Genomic DNA, 16,976 nt, shown 5'->3' with positions numbered 1-16,976 from the left:
TACCCGCTTTGAGGAGTTGTAATTGCCACACTATGTGAACAGCGCCATGGAAGCGGTTGCCGCAATCGGCTCCGGTGAATTTCTCTGGAGCCACTCCATGGCCGCAACCCCCACGGTATTGCTGGATGCCCTGGCCATTCATGCCCGCGAGCGTGACCTGCGCAATGTCAATATACTGCAGTTGCACCTGGAACACGCAGAGGCGCTGGCCGATCCCGCGCTCGAAGGACACTTGCGCAACCGCTGTTTTTTTGCAGGCAAGGTAACTCGTGACCTTATCAACCAGGGCCGCGCCGATTACGTGCCTATCTTTCTCTCGGAAATCCCCAAACTGTTCCGCCGTGGTGAACAGCGCATTGATACCGCCCTGGTCCAGGTCTCAAGCCCCGACGAACACGGTAACTGCTCCCTGGGTATTTCAGTGGAAGCGTCGGCGGCCGCCTGTGAAGTGGCGGGCAGGATCGTTGCCCATATCAACCCGAATATGCCGCGCACTCACGGTGATGGTTTCATCAACCTGAAGCGTATTGATTATGCCTTCACCCAACCGGCACCATTGTTACTGCACGAAAGCCGTGCAGTGTCCGAAGTGGATCGCCGGGTTGGTGAGCATGTGGCCAGCCTGGTGGAGGATGGCAGTTGCCTGCAAATGGGCATCGGCGCCATTCCGGATGCGGCTTTGGCGTGCCTGGGCAATCGCAAGGACCTGGGTGTGCATACGGAAATGTTTTCCGATGGCGTGCTGGCTTTGCTGGAAAGCGGGGTGGTGAACAATTCCCGCAAGAAAGTGGTGCACGGGCGCGTGGTGACCAGTTTCGCCATGGGTTCGCAGCGGCTTTATGATTTTGTGAATGATAATCCGGAAGTGGTATTCCTGGATGTGGAGTACGTGAACAGCCCGGTGGTCATCGCCCGCAACAAGCAGGTAATGTCCATCAACAGTGCCATTCAGGTGGATCTGTCCGGCCAGGTCTGCGCTGACTCAATGGGCCACAAGATCTATTCCGGTGTGGGCGGGCAGGTGGATTTTGTCCAGGGTGCGATGTACTCCGAGGGCGGCAAATCGATCATCGCCCTGCCCAGTACCGCCCGCGGCGGCAAAGTGTCACGCCTGGTCGCCGCCATGGCCAGCGGTGCCGGTGTGGTAACCACCCGGGCACAGGTGGATTATGTAGTGACGGAGTACGGTATTGCCGAGTTGCGCGGGCGCTCAATTGCGGAGCGCGCTGCGGATCTTGTTCGGATAGCGCACCCGGATTTTCGCGAACAGCTGGCACGCGAGGCCGGGAGACGTTGGGGTTGCGCAGCTGGGCGTGATAGCGGTATACCTGTGCCGCCGAAAAAAGTAAGCTTTGCGGTGGTTCCATGAGAGGGCTGGGGGCGCCGGGTACCGATATGAAAATTGCAGATTATCTGAGTCGGGAGGACATCGCCCGCTTCACCGCCAAGAGCGACGCCCATGCCTGGCGTCTGGTGCTGGGCAACTGGCTGGCCATCATCGCCATCTTTGTCGTGGTGGGACTGTATCCACAGCCCCTGACCATACTGCTGGCGGTGCCCCTGTTGGCAGGGCGCCAGCTGGGACTGGCGGTACTGACCCACGAGGCGGGCCATCGCACATTATTCCGCACCCCCTGGTTGAATACCGTAGTCGGCCAGTGGTTCTGCGCACTACCCGTATTCAACGATATGCCCTCCTATGCCCGGGGTCATCTGCGCCACCACCAACTGGCCGGTAGCCGGGATGATCCCGATTTGGCCAACTACGCGGCTTATCCAGTGTCCAGGGCCAGCTTCCGCCGCAAATTGGCGCGCGACCTCAGTGGCCGGACCGGATTTAAATTGCTGGCCGCCATTGGGCGCGGCGCCGCCGGCATTACCAGCAGCGAACGGCGTGCCAGCGCGCGGCCCTTTCTCGCCCAGTTACTGGTGCAGGGCCTGATGATAGCGGTGCTGGCGGCGTTCGGGATCGCCTGGGCCTATCTGCTGTGGCTGGGCACCTTTGTTACCGCGTACATGCTGGTGATCCGTATTCGCCAGATAGCCGAGCACGCCGCGGTGCCGGACCTCTATCACCCCGATCCGCGCATGAATACCCGCACCGTGGACGCGCCCTGGTGGCAGCGCCTGCTGCTGGCGCCCAACGGGGTGAACTACCATCTTGAGCATCATTTCATGGCCAGCGTACCCTGTTATCGACTGGCGGCACTGCGCCGGCACCTGCAGGCAGGCCACGCCCTGGACGGCGTGCCGCAATTCAACGGTTACGGCCCGTTGTTGCGCCATGTCGTAGTCTGAAGCCGTTTGAGTACTCAGGTGACTGTGGCAGTATCAATAATAAGGTAAACCGATTCCGCAACTCTGAAGGAGCATGATCCGCATGGCGTATTACGTTGACCCTACCCGCGAGCAGTTTGACGAGTTCAAGAGCCTGCCGCGCGATACCCCGATATTCATGCTCAACCTGATCCGGCTCAACGCCGAGGCCCACTACCCGGATGGCGAGCAGGTGACAGGAGCCGAGGCTTATGCCCGCTATGGCCGGGAAAGCGGCCCCATATTCCAGGGCCTGGGTGGCAGTATCGTCTGGCGGGGCAAGCCGGAGTGCATGGTAATCGGGCCCACGGACAAGCACTGGGATATAGCGTTTATTGCCCGCTACCCGAATTCAGGCGCATTCATGGCCATGGTGACCGACGAAGCCTACAAAAAAGCGGTAGTGCACCGCCAGGTTGCGGTAAAAGACAGTCGCCTGCTGCGCATGGGTGAAGCCGCCGCGGGTGACGGTTTCGGCGGCTGAACAGTAACAGGGAGAGACCTTCATGAGCTGGATTATTGATGGCGCGGACCGCGAGACACACACCGCTGCATTGCCGGTGATTGGTGACCACTTCGAGCAGCTGTACGCCAGCTTCTGGGAACTGCCCCAGTTGCCGGCACAGACGCTGGAGCTGTGCCGCCTGCGCCTGGCGCAACTGCATCGCAGCCACGCTGATTTTGAACTGCAGAAGTATCCGCTGGCGTCCGCCAAACGCGACAGCCTCAAGGACTGGCATCGCGGCGAACTCTTTACCGCGGCCGAGCGCGCCTGCCTGGAATTCACCGAAATATATGCCATGGACTGCAGGAATATTACCGATGAACAGGCGACCGCCGTCAAGCAACACCACGGCGAGGTCGGGCTGGTCGCCTTGCTGCAGGCCCTGGGCGTGTTTGATGGTGTTATTCGCCTGGGCCTGATCTGGCAAACCTCGGCAACAGGAGTGACCGACAATGGCCACTGAAGCACGGGTACAGGCTCCGGCCAGTGATACCGGCAACGTGATCAGGGATTCCGCGCTGGGCATTGTCCCCCAGACGCTGGAACACTACCTGGCGTTGAATGCCGCGATCTGGGATGCCGGGCCACTCAATGCCGCGGAGATAGAGCTCGCGAGGCTGCGCAACGCACAACATGTGGGTTGTGTGTTCTGCCAGGCGGTGCGCTATGACGTTGCCATGGCGGCGGGGTTGACCGAAGAAAAGGTGCAGATCATCCGGCAGCAGTCACCGGCGGAGCAACTATCCCCAAGGGAAAACCTGATTATCGCCTTTACGGATCAGTACGCGCAGGATCCGGCGGGGTTGAATGAGGGTCTGAAAGGGGACTTGCTGGAGGAGTTCAGCGAACAGGAACTGCTGCATTTATCGCTGGTGGTAGCGTACTTCAATGGTTTCTCACGCTGCGCCGTGGGCCTGGGCGGCATGCCGGACCATGTACCGGTGATGGAGATCAGCGTTCCGCGTTAGCGTTGGTGGGCAGGGTGAATCGCGAAGCTGCTGCCTTGAGCAGGAGCTTCGCGGTTGGTCATTCAGTCACCCGGGCGTTCAGCCCTCTACCAGGTAATGCCCGTACTTCTTCATCGCCGCTTCGCGCAGCGTGGGCGTGTGGTAGCTTGGGAATAACCCTTCTGCCGGCTGGTACTCACGCAGCACGGTACGGGCGACGGTGATCTTGTGCACCTCTGAAGGGCCATCGACAATACCCAGCTCGGGGATGTTCGCCCACATGGTCATCAGCGGTGTTTCATCAGACATACCCAGGCTGCCGTGGAGGTGCATCGCGCGGTAGATCACTTCGTGCAGCACCTTGGGTGTCGCCGCCTTGATCGCGGCAATTTCCTTGCGCACTTCACGGTTGTATTCCTTGTGCTTGTCGATCAGCCAGGCGGTATACAGCACGTGCAACCGGTACTGCAGGATCTGGGTATAGCTGTCCGCGATTTTCTCCTGGGTAAGCTGCTTTTGTGCCAGCAGTTCACCCTTGGTGGTGCGGCTGAGTACCCGCTCACACATCATGTCCATGGCTTTTTTCAGCACACCGACACTACGCATGGCGTGATGCACGCGACCGCCACCGAGGCGGGTCTGGGCCACAATAAAGCCCTGGCCTTCCTCGCCCAGCAGATTCTCCGCGGGCACCCGGCAATTGGTAAAGCGAATGTAGGCGTGTACGCCGTCGCCCTGCTCAACATAGGGTCCCACCGCCGAGTTGCGAATGATTTCCATCCCCGGTGTGTCTTTTTCCACCAGCACGATGGAGGCGCCCTGGTGAATGGGGGCGTCCGGGTCGGTAACCACCATGACCAGCAGGAATTCGGAAAAGCGGGCGTGCGAGGCAAACCATTTTTCGCCGTTGATAACCCACTCGTCGCCGTCGCGGGTGGCGACACAGGTAAACTCCGCCGGGTCCGCACCCGCCTGGGGCTCGGTCATTGAATAGCAGGAGGCGATTTCACCGTTGAGCAGCGGCTGCAGGAAGCGCGCCTTCTGGTCTGGCGTGCCAAAGTGCGCGAGGATTTCGGCGTTACCGGAATCCGGCGCCTGGCAACCGAATACGCTGGGACCAAAACGACTGCGGCCCAGGATTTCATTCATCAGGCCGAGCTTGACCTGGCCGTAGCCTTCACCGCCCAGCTCGGGGCCGATGTGGCAGGCCCACAGCCGCTTTTCCTTGACAATTGCGCGCAGCGGCGCCATCGCTTTTGCCGCAGGGGAGGCGGGGTCCCAGGGATCTCCAGGCTCGCGAAACACCAGGTCCAGTGGCTCTATCTCCTCCCGGGTGAATTTTTCGATCCAGTCCAGCTCTTGCTGGAATTCAGTGTCGGTTTCAAAGCTCCAACTCACTATTGTGTCCTCTTGCGTGTGAATCCTGGTTGGTCGAGGATACTGCAGGCGGGCCCGCACCTCTATGCACCGGTTATGTTTGTCTGGCCTTTGTCTGCAAAACATTGTTTTGCTTGACTTGAGCAGGCCCTAGTTTAGACTTGTTAGATGCAAACAAGCAAATAATAAACTCACCGGATGGCTGGAGAACAATGGTAGAGCAAAAAAGTTGGTTAATAACGGGCGCGTCCCGTGGTATCGGTCGCGCGATAGCAGAACGTGCCATAAAAGCAGGTGATCGGGTAGCGGTGCTTGCGCGCGGCGACGGTGTTGCCGCGCTGGCGCAAGAGCTGGGCGACAACTGCATGGCCTGTCGGGCGGACGTTACCGATATGGTAGCGGTAAAAGCGGCGGTGAACTCGGTTGTCCAGCGCTGGGGGAAGCTGGACTACCTCGTCAATAATGCCGGTTTACACCGGGGCGGTAAGATCGGGCGTATCGGGCTGGACGACTGGGACAGTGTGCTGGACACCAACCTCAAGGGCGCTGTTAACGTGATCCGGGCGGCGGACCCCCATCTTGGCGAGGGGGCGGCGGTGGTCAATATCGGCGCCGTGGTCGGCTTCCGCGGATTCCCCGGCGACTCTGCCTACGCGGCGTCCAAGGCCGCGCTGGCGGGTCTTACTCGCGCGCTGTCTATCGAGTTTGCCAAGCGTGGTATTACCGTGAACCTGGTTATCCCGGGTCTGGTGTTAACTGAAATGACCGGCGGGCTGTCCGAGCGGGCGCTGGAATCCATGCGCCAGACAATTCCCCTGGGCCGCTATGGCCAGCCGGAGGAAGTTGCCGAAGTGGTTGAGTGGGTGGCCCGCTCGCGCTACATGACGGGCGCTTTTGTGCCTGTCGATGGCGGCCTGATGAGCAGTTTTGGGGTGCCGGGATGATGGAGCACTTGAATGCACCGCTGGCGAGCTGGATGGCCGAGCACACCGGCATCACCGGTGCCAAAGTGGCACGCGCCCTGAGCGGCGGCAACTCCAACCTGACATTGTTACTGGATACCGACAGTGGTCCGCTGGTGCTGCGCACGCCGCCGGAGAATGCCATCTCCGCCACTGCCCATCGCGGGATTGAGCGCGAGGCCACCGTGCTGCGCGCGATCAAGGGCTATGTGAAGGCGCCCGAGGTAATAGGCTGGTGCGATGACCCCGCGGTGCTGGGCCGCCCTTTCCTGCTGGTGTCTCACGTAGATGGTATTGCGATCACCGATACGCTACCCCCGGCCTACCCGGATACCGCCACCAGTGTAAACCGCCTGGGTGAAGACCTGGTCGACGAGCTGGCGGCCATTCACAAGCTACCCTGGCGCAAGGTCGGGCTGGAAAAATTCGGCAACCCCGACAATTTCCTGGAACGACAGATTACGCGCTGGCGTGATGCCCGCGCGCAGGCACCCGTGCGCGACCTGCCCCGGCTGGCCGAGCTCGCCGAGTGGCTGCTGGCCAACCTGCCCAGCGACGGCCCCGTTGGCCTGATCCATGGCGACTTCCATATTGATAACACCCTGGCGCGGCCGGATCGACCCGAGCTCGCGGCGGTGATTGACTGGGAGCTGGCGGCAATCGGGGATCCGACGGCGGATCTCGGCCTGTTTTTGATGTTCTGGGGCCCCAGGGCGGTGGACCCCCCGGGCTTCCGGCGCCTGCAGGCGGTGACCCGGCGCAGCGGTGTGGTCAGCCGGCGTGCCCTGGCCGAGCGCTGGAGTGCCGCTACCGGCTTCTCGGTGGCGAAGCTTGATTTCTACCTCTGTTTTGCGTTCTGGCGTCTCGCAGCGATTGTTGAAGGTGCCTACGCCCTGTATTGCGAGGGCAAGGTGGATACGGAATACGCGCGCGGCCTGGAGTACGATGTGCCGGCGTTGCTCGCCGAGGCAGAGGCGGCCGCCAAAGGGCATTGGTAAAAAGGCGCGCTGGTAAAAAGGATAGATGATAATGAATGCAACAATGATGCACACACCGATGACCGTGCGGATGATCATGGAGCACGGTGCCGGCATATTTCCCGACAGCCGGGTCGGTGTGTTTGATGGCGCGGTCACTACCTGGACACCCTATCGGCAGGTGGCGGATCACGCCGTGCGCCTGGCGGAAACCCTGCAGGGCCTGGACGTGGGTTTGGGCGACCGGGTTGCCACCTTCAGCTGGAACAACCTGTCCCACATGGAGGCCTACCTGGCCGTGCCCTCGATGGGTGCGATTCTGCATACCGTCAACATCAGGTTATCAAGTGAGCAGATTGCCTATGTGATCAACCATGCCGAAGACCGTGTGCTGATTCTCGATGCGAGCCTGCTGGAGTTGTTTTTGCCGGTGATACCCCTGCTGGAAACCGTGGAGCATGTCCTCCTGGTGGGCGCCGATGACACCGCGGTGGGGGGTATTCCCGCAACCTGTTACGAATCCGCCCTGGCCGCTGCCAGCGGACACTTTGACTGGCCGGAATTTGACGAAACCCGGGCGGCTGCGGTGTGCTATACCAGCGGCACCACGGGCAATCCCAAGGGTGTTGTCTACAGCCATAAAACCACCTTCCTGCACTCGCTGGCCTCGCGCGCGACCGACACCTTTGGTATCAATGAGCGCGACCGGATTCTGCTGCTGCCGCCAATGTTCCACGCCAATGCCTGGGGGCTGCCCTACAGCGGCTGGCTCAGTGGCAGTGATTTCATCATGCCCGGGCCGCACTTGCAGGCCGATGGCATCGAAACGATGATCCGCAGCGAGCGTCCCACCTTTACCGCCATGGTCCCCACCATCCTCGGCGATATGCTGCGCGCTTCCAAGCGCGGTGGCCTCGATATGAGCTGCTTCCGGATGCTGGTGGCCGGCGGTGCGGCGGTGGCACCGGCGATGATCGATGCCGCCCGCGAGCACTGGGGGGTGCCGGTATTGCAGGGCTGGGGGATGACCGAAACAAGTCCGCTGTGCCATTTGTCGCATCCTCCGCGAGACCCCGGCCCCGGTGGTGAGACACCCTGGCGGGCCAAAAGTGGTCGTCCGGTACCCGGGGTCCAGGTACGGGTGGTGGACGAGGCCGGCAATGAATTGCCGCACAATGGCCGCGACATCGGCGAATTACAACTGCGCGGACCCTGGGTAACCGGCGCCTATCACAATAACAGTGCAGAGGATTCATTTACCGCCGACGGCTGGTTGCGCACTGGCGATGTCGGCTACATTGATGAAAAACACTTTGTACAGTTAACGGATCGCACCAAGGATGTAATCAAGTCTGGTGGTGAGTGGATTTCCTCCGTGGACCTTGAAAACGCGCTGCTGTCACACCCCGATGTCATCGAAGTGGCGGTCATCGCGGTTGATGACGAGCGCTGGCAGGAACGGCCGCTGGCCATCGTTGTATCCGCAAGCGGTGCTACCTCCGGCGATCCTTTCCGCGAGTTTCTCGCTGATCGCGTGGCAAAGTTCTGGATTCCCGAATACTGGGCCTTTGTGGAGAGTATTCCCAAGACCAGCGTGGGCAAAATAGACAAGAAATTGCTGCGTATTCAGCAAGAGGCCGGTGAGTTCGCGATACACTACAAAAAATAATGGCAGGCTGTACCCGGCAGGCCGCAGCCAGGAGAAACGAGTTCATGAGAGCACAGGTTAAGGGGGCGGTTGCCCCCGCCCGCCGCAGGACCCAGGCGGAGCGCACCGCGTTATCGGATACCCGCATGTTTGATGCTGCCATCAAGCTGATCAGCGAACACGGTACCGAGCGCACCACGCTCAAGGAAATTGGTGAACTTGCGGGCTACAGCCGTGGCCTTGCCCACTCTCGCTTTGGCTCCAAGGAGGGTTTTCTCGGCCAGCTGTTTACGCGGTTTGATGGTCGCTGGAAAGCCCACATCAATGACCATGTGGGTGACAAGAGCGGTATCGAGGCCGTGCTGGCGGCGCTGCGCGCAGTACGTGAGTTCCTCATTGCCGAGCCGAGCTACATGCGCGCCATGTACATCCTCTGGTACGAGTCCCTGGGGCACGACTCCAAGATCAGGAACAAGCTGGCGGATCACCACCGCATCTATCGTGAAGATGCGGCGCGCTGGGTCCAGCTCGGCATCGAACAGGGCGAGATTGACCCGGTCATTAATGCGGAGCAGTTCTCCGTACAATTCAACGGCTTCATTTTCGGGATTATCTATCAGTGGCTGGTGAACGCCGAAGCGCTGGATCTGCCCGCCATTTTTGACGACTACGAGTCCACGATAAAACGACTCCTCAGCAAGAAGGACTAAGGCTATGGCACTCCTGAAAACCGATTGTGCAAAAAATGTGTATTACGAAGACTACGGTAGCGGTAGCACCGCGGTGCTGCTGATTCACGGCTGGGGCATGAGTTGTCGCGCCTGGGACAATACGCTGCCGGCACTGCTGGCGGCCGGCAAACGGGTAGTGCTTATTGACCACCGTGGCTGCGGACAGTCAGACAAGGACTTTGCGGACATGGGTATCCTGGCGATCGCCGGTGACGTGGTCAGGCTGGTCGGCGAACTGGGCCTTGAATCGGTGGTGCTCAATGGCTGGTCCCTGGGCGGCGCTGTTGCAGTAGAGGCCGCTGACCAGCTCGGCGAGCGTTGCTCGGGCCTGGTGCTCACCTGCGGGGCATCACCCATCTATGTGCAGAAGCCCGATTTTCCCGCTGGAGGCACCGCCGAAGACATGGCCGGCACCCTGGCGGCACTCACGGCCGACCGGGTCTCGTTTCTCGCCGGCCTGGCGCAGGCGGTGTGTGCCAAAGACGTGGGCGAGCCCATTGAGCGCTGGATGTGGCAGGTATTCTGCAGCGCATCGCCGATGGCCTCTGCCTCCCTGGCGCAGCTGGCGCCGCTCGACCAGCGCGCCCAGCTGGCGGCGCTATCCATGCCCATTCTGTCCTTCGTCGGTTCCGCGGATGTCTTCGTCGATCCCGAGATCTGCCGCTGGGTGGGCCAGAACAATGCCAATGCCCGCGTGGTTGAATACGAGGGTGTGGGTCACGCGCCTTTCATTGAAGTGTCAGAAGACTATAACCGCGATTTACTCAGCTTCCTTGCTGACAACGCCTGAGCTCCCGGGAGAATTTTATAATGTCACGAACGATAAATTACGGCCTCTGGTATGACTTTCGCAATCCTGCCCAGTGGCGCGAGGATTTTGAAGTATTCTATGCGAGCCGACTGCAGCAGATAGCCGAGGCGGAGCAGCTTGGCTTCAATTCCGTGTGGCTTACCGAGCATCATTTCTGTGACGACGGCTATACCCCGTCGCCCCTGGTGGTCGCCGCCGCGATTGGTGCTCGCACCACCAACATGCACATCGGTACCAACCTGATGCTGTTGCCCCTGCACGATCCCGTGCGCATGGCAGAGGACTGCGCAACCCTGTCGCTGCTCACCGGTGGGCGCTTTGATCTCGGGGTAGGTATCGGCTACCGCCAGGTTGAGTTTGACCAGTTCAAGCGCAAGGTGTCACATCGCCCCAGCCTGGTGGAAGAGGGGATCGAGGTGATCCGTCGCGGCTGGTCGGGTGCCCCGGTCAACTTTGCGGGCAAGCGATTTGAAGTGGGGGATTTGTGTATTACGCCTACGCCGGTACATCCGCCCTCCATTCTGCTGGGTGGTATGGCGGTACCGGCCATTGACCGCGCCGCGCGTATTGCCGACGGCTTCCTGTCGACCGGCGGCCTGGGCCTGGACAGCTACTGTGAAGCGCTGTTGCGACAGGGCAAGACCCTGGCAGAAGGCAATATCGTGCTCGGTAACTGGGCCATTATCGCCGAGGATCCCGAAGCCGAGGCCAACAGGATTGGCGAGCATATCCTCTACCAGACCAACGAATACATAAAGTGGGGAGCGTTCGGCCCGCCGGACCAGGCGAAGCTGCACGATAACGTTGCCAGCGCGGTCGAAAACGGCCTGTACGAATTGTGGGATGCGGATATGGCGGTAGCCAAGCTCAGCAAGCTGGCGAAGGATTACCCGATGATCAGCGATATTCACTTCTGGGCCCAGTTTCCCGGCGAGCCGCTGGAATCCGGTAACCGGCGTATGCGCTATATCGCGGAGAAAGTACTGCCGCGGCTGCCGCGTGTAACGGGCTGAGTGCAGCCCAGCTGAGCGCAGCCCGGCTGAGCGCAGCTGAGCGCAGCCCGGCCGGGGTGCGGTTTCAGGTATCGAACCCGCACATTTTGTTCAGGGTATCTATGAACAGGCGGTGCGCGCTTTCCAGCGTAACGTCATCATCAAAGTACACGGCGGAGCGCAGCCCGATCATCATCGAATAGGCGATCTCCGCCGAGTCACTGGCGTCGGCCAGGAACAGCTGCGGGGCAGCTTCAAAAACATCCACCAGGTACGCCTTGCAGCGACCGTCAAAATCGGTCTTGGTGACCCGCAGTATGTTGTCATTAACCGCGGCACCAAAGCATTCCAGCATGAAGCCGATCTCCAGCTTGGTGCTGGTTTCTCCCCGGAACCAGAAGTCCGCGAGCAGCTCAATCTGTTCTTGCGGCGGGTTGCCGGCAAAATTCTCGATGCGTTGTAGAAAGCGCACTGCGACGTTGGCGAAATACTGTTCGAGAATGGCCTCCTTGCCATTGAAATAATACAGCAGGTGGCTGGCGGACATGTCCGCGCGCTCGGCGACATCCGCGAGGGTGGTTTTTACATATCCCTTGTTGATGATGCAGTCGTGCAGCGCCTTGAAGATAACTCTTCTGCGGTTCGCACCACGTGAACCCGGGCGTGCGGGCGCGTCGCTTTTTGCTGATTTTTTTTGTGTTTTTGTCATGGCGATGGACTGTAGCAGTTAATGGGAAAAGCGGCTATTGGTTTCCCGGTAGTTGCCGCGGGAAGGGCCTGCATTTAAACTTGAACATTGTTCAAAGTAGGGCTATCATTTCCGCATATTCCGTTATGGATAACAATAATGAATGTTGAAGACCTGAAATTTGTCATTACCGGCGCCGGCGCGGGAATTGGTGCCGGTACCGCGACCCTGGCTGCCCGCTACGGCGCCAGGGTGATGGTGTCCGATACCAATGACGCCAATGGGCTGGCTGTGGTGGAGTCAATTCGCGCTGAAGGCGGGACAGCATTCTATCAACATTGTGATGTTACCGATGAAGCGCAAGTGAAGGCGTTGATGGCAGCCGCCGGCACAGACCTTGGCGGCATCGATGTGCTCCACAATAACGCCGGCATTCACGAGAGCATGCTGTCGCAGGAGCTGTCGCTGGAATCCATGAGCAGGGAAACATTTGATCGTGTCATGTCGGTCAATGTCACCGGTGTCTGGCTCTGTGCCAAGTATGCCCTGCCGTATCTGCGCGAGAGTGCACTGCCTTCCATTATCAATGCGGGCTCCACCAGTTCCGTTACCGGTTATCCCAATTGTGTCGCCTACGGCTCCAGCAAGGGTGCGGTAATGCAGATGACCAAAATGCTCGCGGTAGACCTGGCGCCCGACGGGATCCGGGTGAATTGTTATTGCCCGGGCTCCATTCATACCAAAATGGTTGACGATTTCCTTGCCGCCGCGCCTGACCCCTCGGCCATGCTCAACACCATGACCCTTACCCACCTGATCCCGCGCATGGGCAAACCGCAGGACGTGGCAGAACTGGTGTGTTTCCTGGCGAGCCCCGCCGCCAGCTTTATCAACGGTGCGGTGTGGCTGATAGACGGTGGGTCCCTCGCCTGGCGTGGGACCCTGGATGTACTGGGTATGGGAGAAACCGCATGAGCGCAGAAATCACAGTCGCCGAAAAACTGGCAATACACGAGTTGCTTGCCCGGGCGGCCTATGCCCTGGACGAGCGTGAGATGGAAATGCTGGCGGCCAGCTTTGCGGAAGACGCCAGTTTCAGTATGCGTATTGCCGGTGGCGATGTCATCGGCCCCTTTGAAAGTCGCGACGGCATCATGCAATTGATGAGCAGCTCCATGGCGGAGCAGGCCGACAAGCGACGCCATGCGGTTTCCAATATCTTTTTTGAAGCAGACACCGGTGAAGGCGTGGTGGTGATTTCCAATCTCACCCTGATGGCCACGGAAAACGATGCCATCAAGCTGTTGACCGCCGGGGTCTACCGCGACCGTGTCGTGCAGCGTGACGGCGTCTGGCAGTTGCAGTCCCGACACCTGGATCTGGACAAGTCGTACTAACGGAGCATTGTGGTGAATATAGGCAAGATACCGGCCAAGACGGCGCGCCTGGATCCCCGGCGGGAGGCACTGATTGATGTGCCCAATGACCGCAGGATGAGCTATGGCGAGCTGAACGAGCGGGTGCAGCGCCTGGCCAACGGGCTGACTGGCGAGCTGGGCGCCCGCAAGGGTGCACGGGTGGCGGTGCTGGCCAGAAACTGCATTGAGTACATGGAAACCTACTACGCCTGTGCCCTGGTCGGGCTGATTGTACAGCCGCTGAACTGGCGTCTGGGCGTGCCGGAACTGGCCAGGATTGTCGCCGGGGGCGAGCCGGATGTGCTGGTCTGCGCGAGTGAGTATGCCGGTATTGCGGCTGAACTCGGAGCCCTGGTGGACATCCCCGTCACCCTGGCCTTCGGCCCTGACAGCGATGGTAGCTATAACGCCCTGGTGGCCGCGGCGAGCGCGGATGAGCCTGCGGCGGCGGCCACTGTTGGCGATGATGACCCGGTGCTGATCCTCTACACCGGTGGTACCACGGGCGAATCAAAAGGTGCGCTGCATACCCATCGCTCGCTGTTCGCCGGCATGATCAACCAGACAGTCGCCGAGCGTATCGTACCATCTGATGTGTACATGCTGACCGGCCAGATGTTCCACATTCCGGTTGGCCTGGCGATGAACTATATGGCCCATGGCTGCCCCCTGGTGCTGATCAATTTTGAAGCCCGGCTGGCCCTGGAAGTCATCCAGCGGGAGCGGGTTTCTGCTTTCCTGGGCATTACCACCATGCTCAACTGGATGATGGCGGTGGACAATTTTGCCGACTATGACCTGAGCAGCCTGCGCAATATCCAGTACGGCGGCGGTCCCATGCCCCACAGTGTGGTCAGCGCTGCGCTCGAGGCCTTTCCCTGCACCATCATTCAGGGTTACGGCCAGACCGAGGGTATGACCATGAGCTTCCTGTCCCAGGAAGATCACGCCAATGCGGTGGCGGGTATCCACCCCGAGCGCCTGAGCTCCTGTGGACGTGAAGGCTTCATGACCACCATCAAGCTGGTGGATAGCCAGGGCAATACGGTCCCCCGTGACAGCACGACGCCGGGGGAAATCCTGATCCAGTCCGAGGCGAACATGGCGGGGTACTGGGGGCGCCCGGATCTCACCGAGCAGACCCTGCGCGAGGGCTGGATGTGGACCGGGGACATCGCCGTATGGGATGAAGAGGGTTACATATTCATCGTCGACCGGGCCAAGGACATGATCATCAGCGGTGGCGAGAACATCTACAGCACCCAGGTTGAAGCGGCTATCCACCAGCATCCGGCGGTACTCGAATCCGCTGTATTCGGGGTGCCGGATACCCAGTGGGGCGAGTCGGTCAAGGCGGTGGTGGTGCTCAAGCCGGGCATGACAGCCACCGCGGAAGACATTATCAACACCGCCAGCCAACACCTGGCGTCCTACCAGAAACCGCGTTCGGTGGATTTTGTCGACAGCCTGCCCAAGGCGCCCACCGGCAAGATTCTCAAGCGGGAACTGCGCGATCCTTACTGGAATAACGGGGAGAGAAACGTATGACAACGCTGCTCAGTGACGAGCTGCTTGCCACTATCGGGCGCCAGAGTGCGCCGCACCGGGAGCTGGTGACGCGTCGCGATATTCGCAAATATGCGATCGCGACCGGTAATCGCCAGCGTAAGTACCTTGATGGCGACCAGGCCCCGCCGATGTTTCATGTGGCGTTGTTCTGGGATGTCGTGGAGCTGGATGAGCTGACCCCGGATGGTGTCTCCATCGACACCCTGCTGCCAAAGTTCCCGCTGGAGAAAGCAATGGCGGGTGGGCTGGAGATTGACTATTTCAAGCCCGTGTATCCCGGTGACTGGCTTACCGCAACCCGCACGCTGACCAATATCTATGAAAAACACGGTCGCTCCGGGCCACTGATTTTCTACGAGGTGGATATGCAGATTGTGGATGATGCCGGTACTCCGGTTATTCGCGAACAAACCACCAGACTCCTGAGGTAACGGCCGTGTTGATGAACAGAAGTTTACCGTTGGCGGCCGTACAGGTGGGAGAGGAGTTGCCCGAGCGGGCGCTCAAGCCCGACAATGTGCAATTGTTTTTGTATAACGCCGCCCTGTGGAATGCCCACCGTATTCATTTTGATGAGCCCTACGCCACCCAGGTGGAAGGCTACCCGGGGCTGGTGATTGCCGGACCCATGCTGGGTGACTGGCTCAACCAGAGCGTGGAAGAGTGGCTGGGCGAAGAGGGCCGGCTGGTCTCCATCTCCTACTCCAATCGCGCCGCATGCTATATCGGCGACACGGTGTACTCCGGCGGCAAGGTAACCGCGGTTGATCACGCCAGCGGTGAAATCCAGCTCGAGGTGTACATTCGTAATGAGGCCGGTGAGGTGATTACCCCCGGCGTCGCCAAAGCAGTGATGGAGGTATAGTGGCTTCCATGCGTGGCAAGGTCGCGATTGTCGGTGCAGCGGATACCCGGGTGGGTACCGTACCCGGAGTGAGTGCAACGGAATTGTGTGTCGATGCGATTTTAAAGGCACTGGATGATGCCTGCATCAGCAAGCACCAGGTCGACGGCCTGATTACCTGTAACAGTATGTCGCAGCCGATGCTGTATCACGCCGAGGCGATGGCGGAGTACCTGCAGATTTTTCCCCGCTACTGTTTTGCCGCCGGCGCCGGCGGCGGTACCACCTTTTCGGTACTGCATCACGCGGCTTCCGCGATCATGACCGGCATGGCGGATACCATCGTTATCGCCATGGCCGACAGCCTGCGCAGCGGGCTCAGTCGCGAGCAGGCAATGATGGTCCAGTCCTCTACTGGCCACCCCCAGTTTGAGCAGCCCTATGGCCTCACGGTGCCCGCGTACTACGCCCTTGTCGCCCAGGCACACATGGCGCAATACGGTACGACGGCGGAACATTTTGCGCAGGTGGCGGTGGCCTGTCGTGCCCATGCCGCACGTAATCCCGCGGCGCAGATGCGCACTCCCATCACCGTGGAGGATGTGCTGGCGTCGCGACCGATCGCTGACCCGCTGCACCTGCTGGACTGTTCCCTGGTATCCGATGGTGGTGCCGCCATCGTGATGACCTCCGCGGAGCGCGCCCGTGACTTTCCCCATACCCCGGTGTATGTGTTGGGCGTGGGCGAGGGTCACAGCCACGAACACATCAGCCAGGCGCACAGCCTCACCACATCGGCGGCGGTGGAGGCCGGCGAGCGGGCCTATGCCATGGCCGGGCTGGGGCCTGCCGATATGGCCTTTGCGCAACTCTACGACTGCTTTACACCCACGGTACTGGTAGAGCTGGAGGATCTCGGCTTTTGCCAGAAGGGCGAGGGCGGGGCCTTCATTACCGAGGCCGGTATTGGCCCCGGTGGCGCGCTGCCGGTGAATACCCACGGCGGGTTGTTATCCCACAGCCATCCCGGCAATCCCGGTTCGATGTTTGCACTGACCGAATCCGTCTGGCAATTGCGCCACACGGCGGGCGAACGCCAGGTACCGAATGCCGAAGCCGGTCTGCTGCACGCCCAGGGTGGGATCATGTCCAGCCATACGACACTGATACTGGGAAGGGACGGTTACTGAC

At 60.3% G+C, this 16,976-nt stretch carries 19 protein-coding genes; 17 read left to right on the top strand and 2 right to left on the bottom strand.

Annotated features, from left to right (window positions below):
- The first annotated feature begins 22 nt into the window (after positions 1-22).
- The 5 genes from CWI75_RS15200 (at position 23) to CWI75_RS15180 (ending at position 3,789) form a co-directional block, all read left to right on the top strand.
- Positions 23-1,369, top strand: a complete 1,347-nt coding sequence (locus CWI75_RS15200; protein ID WP_162300105.1) for an acetyl-CoA hydrolase/transferase family protein — start codon at positions 23-25, stop codon at positions 1,367-1,369.
- Between the two features lie 26 nt (positions 1,370-1,395).
- Positions 1,396-2,298 carry a fatty acid desaturase family protein gene (locus CWI75_RS15195; protein WP_101522373.1) on the top strand — a complete coding sequence of 301 codons (903 nt, stop codon included), beginning with the start codon at positions 1,396-1,398 and terminating at the stop codon, positions 2,296-2,298.
- Between the two features lie 82 nt (positions 2,299-2,380).
- The gene (locus CWI75_RS15190; protein WP_101522372.1) at positions 2,381-2,800 is read left to right on the top strand and encodes a DUF1330 domain-containing protein; all 420 of its coding nucleotides are present in this window, start codon (positions 2,381-2,383) and stop codon (positions 2,798-2,800) included.
- Positions 2,801-2,822: 22 nt separating this feature from the next.
- Positions 2,823-3,284, top strand: coding sequence for a carboxymuconolactone decarboxylase family protein (locus CWI75_RS15185; RefSeq protein ID WP_101522371.1), 462 nt, complete (start codon positions 2,823-2,825; stop codon positions 3,282-3,284).
- The gene (locus CWI75_RS15180) at positions 3,274-3,789 is read left to right on the top strand and encodes a carboxymuconolactone decarboxylase family protein (protein WP_101522370.1); all 516 of its coding nucleotides are present in this window, start codon (positions 3,274-3,276) and stop codon (positions 3,787-3,789) included. The genes CWI75_RS15185 and CWI75_RS15180 overlap by 11 nt, the downstream gene beginning before the upstream one ends.
- Positions 3,790-3,867: 78 nt before the next feature.
- Here CWI75_RS15180 and CWI75_RS15175 read toward each other — a convergent pair whose 3' ends face one another.
- A complete protein-coding gene (locus CWI75_RS15175; protein ID WP_101522369.1) occupies positions 3,868-5,166 on the bottom strand; it encodes an acyl-CoA dehydrogenase family protein in 1,299 nt (432 codons plus the stop codon).
- 191 nt (positions 5,167-5,357) lie between these two features.
- Between CWI75_RS15175 and CWI75_RS15170 the strand changes: the two genes are divergently transcribed.
- The 6 genes from CWI75_RS15170 to CWI75_RS15145 are packed head-to-tail and all read left to right on the top strand — an operon-like array spanning position 5,358 to position 11,287.
- On the top strand, positions 5,358-6,089 hold the full coding sequence (locus CWI75_RS15170; RefSeq protein ID WP_101522368.1) for an SDR family NAD(P)-dependent oxidoreductase: 732 nt from the start codon (positions 5,358-5,360) through the stop codon (positions 6,087-6,089).
- Positions 6,086-7,105: a phosphotransferase family protein gene (locus CWI75_RS15165; protein ID WP_241521253.1), complete on the top strand. Its 1,020-nt coding sequence runs from the start codon at positions 6,086-6,088 to the stop codon at positions 7,103-7,105. The genes CWI75_RS15170 and CWI75_RS15165 overlap by 4 nt, the downstream gene beginning before the upstream one ends.
- A 31-nt stretch (positions 7,106-7,136) precedes the next feature.
- On the top strand, positions 7,137-8,753 hold the full coding sequence (locus CWI75_RS15160) for a long-chain fatty acid--CoA ligase (protein ID WP_101522366.1): 1,617 nt from the start codon (positions 7,137-7,139) through the stop codon (positions 8,751-8,753).
- Positions 8,754-8,797: 44 nt separating this feature from the next.
- Positions 8,798-9,442 carry a TetR/AcrR family transcriptional regulator gene (locus CWI75_RS15155; RefSeq protein WP_101522365.1) on the top strand — a complete coding sequence of 215 codons (645 nt, stop codon included), beginning with the start codon at positions 8,798-8,800 and terminating at the stop codon, positions 9,440-9,442.
- 4 nt (positions 9,443-9,446) lie between these two features.
- Positions 9,447-10,253 (top strand): alpha/beta fold hydrolase, encoded by an 807-nt coding sequence (locus CWI75_RS15150; RefSeq protein ID WP_101522364.1) that lies wholly within the window; start codon positions 9,447-9,449, stop codon positions 10,251-10,253.
- Positions 10,254-10,273: 20 nt separating this feature from the next.
- Entirely contained in the window at positions 10,274-11,287 is a 1,014-nt protein-coding gene (locus CWI75_RS15145; protein ID WP_101522363.1) for an LLM class flavin-dependent oxidoreductase, read from the top strand.
- 64 nt (positions 11,288-11,351) lie between these two features.
- Here CWI75_RS15145 and CWI75_RS15140 read toward each other — a convergent pair whose 3' ends face one another.
- Positions 11,352-11,975: a TetR/AcrR family transcriptional regulator gene (locus CWI75_RS15140; RefSeq protein ID WP_101522362.1), complete on the bottom strand. Its 624-nt coding sequence runs from the start codon at positions 11,973-11,975 to the stop codon at positions 11,352-11,354.
- A 138-nt stretch (positions 11,976-12,113) separates the two neighbouring features.
- On the opposite strand from CWI75_RS15140, the gene CWI75_RS15135 reads away from it, so the two are divergent.
- Genes CWI75_RS15135 through CWI75_RS15110 form a run of 6 tightly spaced genes read left to right on the top strand, consistent with a single transcriptional unit; the run spans position 12,114 to position 16,975 of the window.
- Positions 12,114-12,929: an SDR family NAD(P)-dependent oxidoreductase gene (locus CWI75_RS15135; protein ID WP_101522361.1), complete on the top strand. Its 816-nt coding sequence runs from the start codon at positions 12,114-12,116 to the stop codon at positions 12,927-12,929.
- Complete coding sequence (locus CWI75_RS15130) at positions 12,926-13,351, top strand: nuclear transport factor 2 family protein (RefSeq protein WP_101522360.1); 426 nt, start codon at positions 12,926-12,928, stop codon at positions 13,349-13,351. Before CWI75_RS15135 ends, CWI75_RS15130 begins: the two co-directional genes overlap by 4 nt.
- A 12-nt stretch (positions 13,352-13,363) precedes the next feature.
- On the top strand, positions 13,364-14,920 hold the full coding sequence (locus tag CWI75_RS15125) for a class I adenylate-forming enzyme family protein (RefSeq protein ID WP_206604751.1): 1,557 nt from the start codon (positions 13,364-13,366) through the stop codon (positions 14,918-14,920).
- Positions 14,917-15,372, top strand: coding sequence for an FAS1-like dehydratase domain-containing protein (locus CWI75_RS15120; protein ID WP_101522358.1), 456 nt, complete (start codon positions 14,917-14,919; stop codon positions 15,370-15,372). Before CWI75_RS15125 ends, CWI75_RS15120 begins: the two co-directional genes overlap by 4 nt.
- A gap of 11 nt (positions 15,373-15,383) precedes the next feature.
- Entirely contained in the window at positions 15,384-15,806 is a 423-nt protein-coding gene (locus CWI75_RS15115) for a hotdog family protein (protein ID WP_101522357.1), read from the top strand.
- An 8-nt stretch (positions 15,807-15,814) separates the two neighbouring features.
- Positions 15,815-16,975 carry a thiolase C-terminal domain-containing protein gene (locus tag CWI75_RS15110; RefSeq protein ID WP_101522400.1) on the top strand — a complete coding sequence of 387 codons (1,161 nt, stop codon included), beginning with the start codon at positions 15,815-15,817 and terminating at the stop codon, positions 16,973-16,975.
- The last annotated feature ends 1 nt before the right edge of the window (position 16,976 follow it).

It is taken from the genome of Kineobactrum sediminis (assembly GCF_002868715.1).
Lineage (GTDB): Bacteria > Pseudomonadota > Gammaproteobacteria > Pseudomonadales > Halieaceae > Kineobactrum > Kineobactrum sediminis.
This window is presented reverse-complemented; position numbering and strand designations above follow the sequence as displayed.

Bases quoted from the DNA above. Each gene is read 5' to 3' on its own strand.
- CWI75_RS15110 (WP_101522400.1), top strand. From the start codon at position 15,815: ATGCGTGGCAAGGTCGCGATTGTCGGTGCAGCGGATACCCGGGTGGGT.
- CWI75_RS15130 (WP_101522360.1), top strand. From the start codon at position 12,926: ATGAGCGCAGAAATCACAGTCGCCGAAAAACTGGCAATACACGAGTTG.
- CWI75_RS15120 (WP_101522358.1), top strand. From the start codon at position 14,917: ATGACAACGCTGCTCAGTGACGAGCTGCTTGCCACTATCGGGCGCCAG.
- CWI75_RS15195 (WP_101522373.1), top strand. From the start codon at position 1,396: ATGAAAATTGCAGATTATCTGAGTCGGGAGGACATCGCCCGCTTCACC.
- CWI75_RS15145 (WP_101522363.1), top strand. From the start codon at position 10,274: ATGTCACGAACGATAAATTACGGCCTCTGGTATGACTTTCGCAATCCT.
- CWI75_RS15155 (WP_101522365.1), top strand. From the start codon at position 8,798: ATGAGAGCACAGGTTAAGGGGGCGGTTGCCCCCGCCCGCCGCAGGACC.
- CWI75_RS15165 (WP_241521253.1), top strand. From the start codon at position 6,086: ATGATGGAGCACTTGAATGCACCGCTGGCGAGCTGGATGGCCGAGCAC.
- CWI75_RS15140 (WP_101522362.1), bottom strand. From the start codon at position 11,975: ATGACAAAAACACAAAAAAAATCAGCAAAAAGCGACGCGCCCGCACGC.
- CWI75_RS15180 (WP_101522370.1), top strand. From the start codon at position 3,274: ATGGCCACTGAAGCACGGGTACAGGCTCCGGCCAGTGATACCGGCAAC.
- CWI75_RS15115 (WP_101522357.1), top strand. From the start codon at position 15,384: ATGAACAGAAGTTTACCGTTGGCGGCCGTACAGGTGGGAGAGGAGTTG.
- CWI75_RS15135 (WP_101522361.1), top strand. From the start codon at position 12,114: ATGAATGTTGAAGACCTGAAATTTGTCATTACCGGCGCCGGCGCGGGA.
- CWI75_RS15170 (WP_101522368.1), top strand. From the start codon at position 5,358: ATGGTAGAGCAAAAAAGTTGGTTAATAACGGGCGCGTCCCGTGGTATC.
- CWI75_RS15160 (WP_101522366.1), top strand. From the start codon at position 7,137: ATGAATGCAACAATGATGCACACACCGATGACCGTGCGGATGATCATG.
- CWI75_RS15185 (WP_101522371.1), top strand. From the start codon at position 2,823: ATGAGCTGGATTATTGATGGCGCGGACCGCGAGACACACACCGCTGCA.
- CWI75_RS15190 (WP_101522372.1), top strand. From the start codon at position 2,381: ATGGCGTATTACGTTGACCCTACCCGCGAGCAGTTTGACGAGTTCAAG.
- CWI75_RS15150 (WP_101522364.1), top strand. From the start codon at position 9,447: ATGGCACTCCTGAAAACCGATTGTGCAAAAAATGTGTATTACGAAGAC.